The organism is Sphingobacterium lumbrici (genome assembly GCF_006476045.1).
Lineage (GTDB): Bacteria > Bacteroidota > Bacteroidia > Sphingobacteriales > Sphingobacteriaceae > Sphingobacterium > Sphingobacterium lumbrici.
Window position 1 is genome coordinate 262,104 of sequence record NZ_SRZY01000028.1, and the last position, 6,067, is coordinate 268,170.

Genomic DNA, 6,067 nt, shown 5'->3' on the forward strand with positions numbered 1-6,067 from the left:
TATTGATGTTTTACTTCTTATTTGCCAAACACGCGGCTACAAAGCTAACAAAAAGTGGGTGAGGGTTTGCAACTGTTGATTTTAATTCGGGGTGGAATTGACCGGCTACAAAAAACGGATGATCTTTTAATTCTACTATTTCGACTAATCCGGTGTCAGGATTGATTCCTGAAGCGATCATTCCTGCTTTTTCGTAGGCTTTTAAATAATCGTTATTGAATTCATAGCGATGACGGTGTCTCTCCGAAATTTTTGATTTGCCATAAATGCCAAATGCTTTGGTTCCTTTTTTGATTTCACATTCATAGGCTCCTAAACGCATGGTGCCGCCCATATTTTTGATGTTTTTTTGTTCTTCCATCAAATTAATAACAGGGTTGGTCGTTTTGTCGTTCATCTCAAAGCTGTTCGCATCTTTAAGACCCAATACATTGCGGCCAAACTCAATGACGGCACATTGCATACCCAAACAAATACCAAAGAAAGGTATTTTATTTTTACGCACGAACTCAATCGTTGATAATTTACCTTCTAGTCCGCGTTCTCCAAATCCGGGGGCTACCAATACACCATCTAAGTTCTTTAACTTGTCGGCTACATTTTCATTGTTGATACTTTCCGCTGCGATATAGCGAACTTTTACTTTGGTCTCATTGGCAGATCCGGCGTGTATAAACGCTTCTGCAATGGATTTGTAAGCATCCGGAAGTTCAACATATTTGCCCACTAGGGCGATATTCACTTCGTTGGTCGGATTTTTTAATCTTCCTAAGAAATTTTTCCAGTTTTCTAAATTGGGTTCGTTCTTGGTAGATAATTTGAGTTTGGATAATACTGTTTTATCCAATTGTTCTTTTAGCATTAACAACGGAACATCATAGATCGTACGTGCATCGATTGATTCTACTACCGCATTGATATTGACATTACAAAATAGTGCAAGCTTTTTACGGATTTCCGGTGTTAATTTATGTTCTGTACGGCATACTAGTATATCTGGTTGAACACCATATTCCAATAATGTTTTGACGGAGTGTTGGGTAGGTTTTGTTTTCAATTCGCCCGCAGCAGCCAAATAAGGGACTAGTGTTAAGTGGATAACCAATGAGTCATTATTGCCTAATTCCCAGCGTAACTGACGTACAGCTTCGATGAAAGGAAGTGACTCGATATCGCCTACTGTTCCTCCAAGCTCGGTAATTACGATGTCGTATTCTCCGGTCTCGCCCAAAAGCTGCATGCGACGTTTGATTTCGTCGGTAATATGGGGTATGACTTGAACTGTTTTTCCTAAATAAGCACCTTCTCTTTCTTTTTCGATAACATGCTTATAGATACGCCCTGTCGTAACGTTGTTTGCCTGAGAAGTAGGTACATTCAAAAAACGTTCGTAGTGTCCCAGGTCAAGATCTGTTTCTGCACCGTCTTCGGTCACATAGCATTCCCCATGTTCATAGGGATTCAATGTGCCCGGATCAATGTTGATGTAAGGGTCGAATTTTTGAATGGTTACTTTAAAGCCACGTGCCTGTAGAAGTTTGGCTAAGGATGCAGCAATAATGCCTTTCCCTAACGACGAGGTTACGCCGCCCGTAACAAAGATATATTTAGTCATAGCAATTATGGATTTTTAACTAATGTTTGGAGCTTTTGGGCTCAAAACATCTGCCTCATGTACGGGATACAAAGGTAAGTATTTTTTTGACATATTTTCCTCTAAAAATAAAATCTTAAAGGCAGAGGAGAGATTGAAAATTTGAATCAAATCAATATTGTTGTCATTTACTACCGTATAGGATTACTATGTCCTTCTGTAAAAATGTCTAGTGGAAAGATTTCAAGACATTTAGTATTTCCGGTGTAAAATCAGTTTCACCAAATAAGGAGATGCCTGCGGCACCGTTTTTCTTCGAAAGCCTTATAGCTTCTTTTAATTCATCTGTTGTTTTGAAATCAGGTAAATAAAGTCCTGCATAAAGAGGGAATTTTCCATTTAATACTTGTACGCCTTCATTCACTGCGGTGCCAATCCAGCCGACAGGTTCTCTGTAAAAACCGTGATATATCATGGGGAATACACCGGATAGTTTCCAATTTGTCCAATCTTGTCTTACAATTCGTTTGGCAAGATCCGGGGTAGGAAATACAGCAGCGGTAAGGGGCTTGTCGTATTCTTTAGCTACATCAGCAATGCGATTCACGACCTTATTGATCTGATTGTAACGAAACGAACGCCAGGATAGGCTTTGATCCGGACGTTCTACTTTGTCTATATCAATGCCTGTTTCTTTTAGGAAAGCTGCCTTACTGTATTTACTGTAGCAGAAGTCATAATCAGGTAGTTCGGTGGACTGATCGAGGTTGTAATTTTGCCAAAGGTTAACGGGCAATACAACGTCGGGATACCGAATGTAATCGAGATGTAAACCATCCACATCTTCTTTTTCAAGTTGTTCCCGGGATTTGTCTTCTAAATATTTCGGGACATCGGGATGTGATGGACAGAGGAACCTGTAATAATCCACATAGGCGGGTTCTGTGGCGCAGGATTTACCTGACCTGCTGACGGCGTAATATTCGGGATGTTGTGTCAAAAGATCTTTTTCTCCTCTATTCATCGTCCACATCCAACGATGGGTTTCTAGTCCGATTTCTTTTGCTATTTGAAAATGTTTCTTGCTATAGGCCTCAAAAAAAAGTCCTCTGACACCTACTTCCCGGTAGGATTGGTATCTTTTTTTTAGAATGGCTTCCGATTCTTTTTGATTGGGACGAACCCACATCCAGTAATCAAATAAAAGTCCATTATTGTGTGGGTTAGCTAGACCTGCCAGTGGTCGCAATTGTAGCGCTGCAATACCTGCAAAGGTTGCTTTTAGAAAATCTCTTCTTTTATTCATAACTGACGTTGTAATTACCATAACTATCCAACGAAAATACCTGTGATATCGTTGGATCTTTGATTTTTATTTTATAAAATGTCTGATCGTCATTGATGACAAAGGTATAACGGATATTATTGAAATCATTTTCTAAAAATGATGTATATCCTTCTAGCGCGGTTATGTCGGTAGCAAAGCGTCCGTGTTTTTTTCGGTGTAATTGCTGTAAATAAAAAACATTCCATGCCATTTTTTTATTTGCATGAGGAATGTAATTATCTTCGTTTTTATCTTCCACGAATTGTAAGTATCCCCATCTTTCGGGATAATGCATGTTAATAAGCCCAATAGGAGACCAGACCCAATTGTCTTCTGGAAGGAGTTTGCCGCTTTCTTGTTTTTTACGACCGTATTTCCCGTTTACGAGTTCGTGTTGCCATTGTACCCTGGAAAAATTTATCTGCCAAAAGCTACCTGCTTTGGGGACGGTAGGGCGTCCAAATGTATTTAACGATGCAAAAGGGATCGCTATTTCCACAGACCAATAGTTGTCCTTATCTGACGGGTTGTTGAGTGTGCCTTCTATATGTATAGCTGATTTCAGATTTTTTACATCCCAATTCATTATTGCTTCTCCTGCGAAATGATACGGCTTAGACATCATCAAATCCATAACGGTATTTAATGGATTGATTTCTATTTCATAATAAAATGGATGGTGCTCAAAAGGCTTAATAAATATTTCAAAGTCATTATTATGATAGATGATGGCATCATGCATCGTGATGTCGCCCCAGATATGAGGTTCTTCCAGTTCTGCATAGATATAAAGATACTGATCGTCCCACAGCATCTTTGTTGCAGTTCTATAGGTCGGCTTTAACTGATGTGCCCCTTCTATATCCACAAAATCTGATGTCCAAGGGGCTTGCTGCCAAATCGGTTCGTTAGCTCTTCCATCTATGGAAATGTGTTCGTTTGTTTTTAAAACCTGATATTTTAAGGGTACGGATTGCATTGCTGCAATTTCGGCCATAGAAGATTGTGCTACACCTATAGGTACATTGATGCTGATGAATACAATAAAAATTAAGATTCGAGTACCGTTCATAATGTATGAAGATACCTATAAAAATGATTAGCTCTGTATTGTAACAATAATTTTTATAAAATCATTAACTTTAAGCCACTAAAATTCAAAATATGGAATATAGAAGAATGGGGAAGAGTGGTCTCCAATTGAGTGTGTTATCATTTGGTTCGTGGGTTACTTTTGCAAATCAAACAGACGATGATATTAATGATCGGCTAATGTCTATTGCTTATGAAAATGGTGTCAATTTTTTTGATAATGCTGAAGTGTATTCTGCCGGTATGTCGGAAGAAATGATGGGAAGAATATTGAAAAAGAAAGGTTGGGACAGGAGTTCCTTTGTGCTTTCCAGTAAGGCTTTTTTTGGTTGGAAAGGGGAGGGGAAGAAGCCTAATCAACATGGGTTGGGTCGGAAGCATTTAATGGAAGCTTGTGATGAAGCTTTGCAGAGGCTGCAGGTAGAATACCTTGATCTATATTATTGCCATCGTGCAGATAAGAATGTACCTATCGAAGAAGTGGTGCGTACGATGAATACGCTGATACAGCAAGGTAAGATATTTTATTGGGGTACAAGTGAATGGTCGGCGGCGGAAATTATGGAAGCGAATATGATCGCGAGAGAATTGGGGCTGGAAGGGCCTGCAGTAGAGCAGCCAGAATATAACCTGTTCAATCGACGGAAGATGGAATCCGAATTTTTAAGTATCTTCGATAATATAGGGATGGGTAGTACCATTTGGAGTCCGCTGGCTTCGGGTCTCTTAACCGGAAAATACAACAATGGTGTTCCTGAGGGGTCTCGGATGTCTTTGGAAGGGTACGAATGGTTGAAGGATAGGACGTTACTGGAAGATAAGATTTCGCGGGTGAGGCAATTAGGTGCTTTTGCGCAGGAGCTGGGGGTTTCATTACCGACACTATGTATAGCATGGTGTATTCAGAATCCGAATGTGACTACTGCGATATTGGGTGCGACTAAAGAAAGTCAGCTGTTGGAGAACTTTAAGGCTTTGGAAGTGTTATCCGTATTGACGGAGGAAGTGAGGGAAAAGATAGATGATATAATGGGAACAAAACCCGAAGCGGTTCGCTAGGGCTTATAGAAAACATAAAAAAGGATGTAATCGATATTACATCCTTTTTTATTTTGAAGTAGTTTCGTGTTTAAAAATTAAACGCGTCTAGTTTTGATACGGGCAGCTTTACCAGTAAGACCACGCAAATAGAATAATTTAGCGCGACGTACTTTACCATAGCTATTTACTACAATTTTTTCAATGTTTGGCGAATTTACAGGGAAAATACGTTCAACACCTATGCCGTTAGAAATTTTACGAACAGTAAAAGTAGCGTTGGCACCTTCGCTGTTTAATTGGAGTACTACACCTTGGTACACCTGAATACGCTCTTTATTTCCTTCGCGAATTTTATAATGAACGCTGATGGTATCTCCTGCTTTGAAAGCGGGATTTTCATTTTTTACGACCGCTTGTTCTTCTACAAATTTTACTAAATCCATGATTTCGAGTAATTATTAACGATTTACATCCTGTAAAAATCGGAATGCAATATTACAGCTTTTATTTTAATTAAAAAAAAGTTTTTTAAAATACTTTTTGACCTCTTTTTGGAAGCGACTGCAAAGGTAAGAAAAAAAATATTTTTTTTATAAATAATTAGGAGATGTTTTCAACATCGGAAATGAAACGTTGAAAAAAATATTTTGCAATGAATCAACGTGTTAATATTAATGTTTGTCTTTGTCCTTGACAAAATCATTTTTACCCGTATATTTGTGCCACACAAAAAAAGGTGATACCTTTTCGGGGTGTAGCGTAGCCCGGTATCGCGCCACATTTGGGATGTGGAGGTCGTAGGTTCGAATCCTGCCACCCCGACAAAAAAGCTCGACGAAAGTCGGGCTTTTTTTGTTTGTGGCGGGATGAGAACCGGGGTTCGATCGTATCCGGCCTATCAAGTACATATTTAAATAGTTTTTTATTGGGATTACCTTTGCTTGCATGAATTTGATAGAAAGCAAGCGCGATAAAATGTTGTCCTTAGTCGCCCAATGGCGCCAGAGTGGTCA

General features: G+C 39.1%; 5 protein-coding genes and 1 tRNA gene. 2 read left to right on the plus strand and 4 right to left on the minus strand.

Annotated elements, in window-relative coordinates; all coding sequences use genetic code 11:
• Positions 1-10: 10 nt before the first annotated feature.
• The 3 genes from E4F24_RS10875 to E4F24_RS10885 form a co-directional block, all read right to left on the minus strand.
• Positions 11-1,615: a CTP synthase gene (locus tag E4F24_RS10875; RefSeq protein WP_140938720.1), complete on the minus strand. Its 1,605-nt coding sequence runs from the start codon at positions 1,613-1,615 to the stop codon at positions 11-13.
• 208 nt (positions 1,616-1,823) lie between these two features.
• Complete coding sequence (locus tag E4F24_RS10880; RefSeq protein ID WP_140938721.1) at positions 1,824-2,900, minus strand: family 10 glycosylhydrolase; 1,077 nt, start codon at positions 2,898-2,900, stop codon at positions 1,824-1,826.
• Entirely contained in the window at positions 2,893-3,993 is a 1,101-nt protein-coding gene (locus E4F24_RS10885; protein WP_140938722.1) for a carbohydrate-binding family 9-like protein, read from the minus strand. The genes E4F24_RS10880 and E4F24_RS10885 overlap by 8 nt, the downstream gene beginning before the upstream one ends.
• A 92-nt stretch (positions 3,994-4,085) precedes the next feature.
• Here E4F24_RS10885 and E4F24_RS10890 point away from each other — a divergent pair, with 92 nt between their 5' ends.
• Positions 4,086-5,072, plus strand: a complete 987-nt coding sequence (locus E4F24_RS10890; protein WP_140938723.1) for a potassium channel beta subunit family protein — start codon at positions 4,086-4,088, stop codon at positions 5,070-5,072.
• Positions 5,073-5,149: 77 nt separating this feature from the next.
• On the opposite strand, the gene rplS is transcribed toward E4F24_RS10890, so the two are convergent.
• Entirely contained in the window at positions 5,150-5,497 is a 348-nt protein-coding gene (rplS, locus tag E4F24_RS10895; protein ID WP_140938724.1) for a 50S ribosomal protein L19, read from the minus strand.
• A 305-nt stretch (positions 5,498-5,802) separates the two neighbouring features.
• On the opposite strand from rplS, the gene E4F24_RS10900 reads away from it, so the two are divergent.
• Positions 5,803-5,876, plus strand: a tRNA-Pro gene (locus E4F24_RS10900).
• Positions 5,877-6,067: the final 191 nt, after the last annotated feature.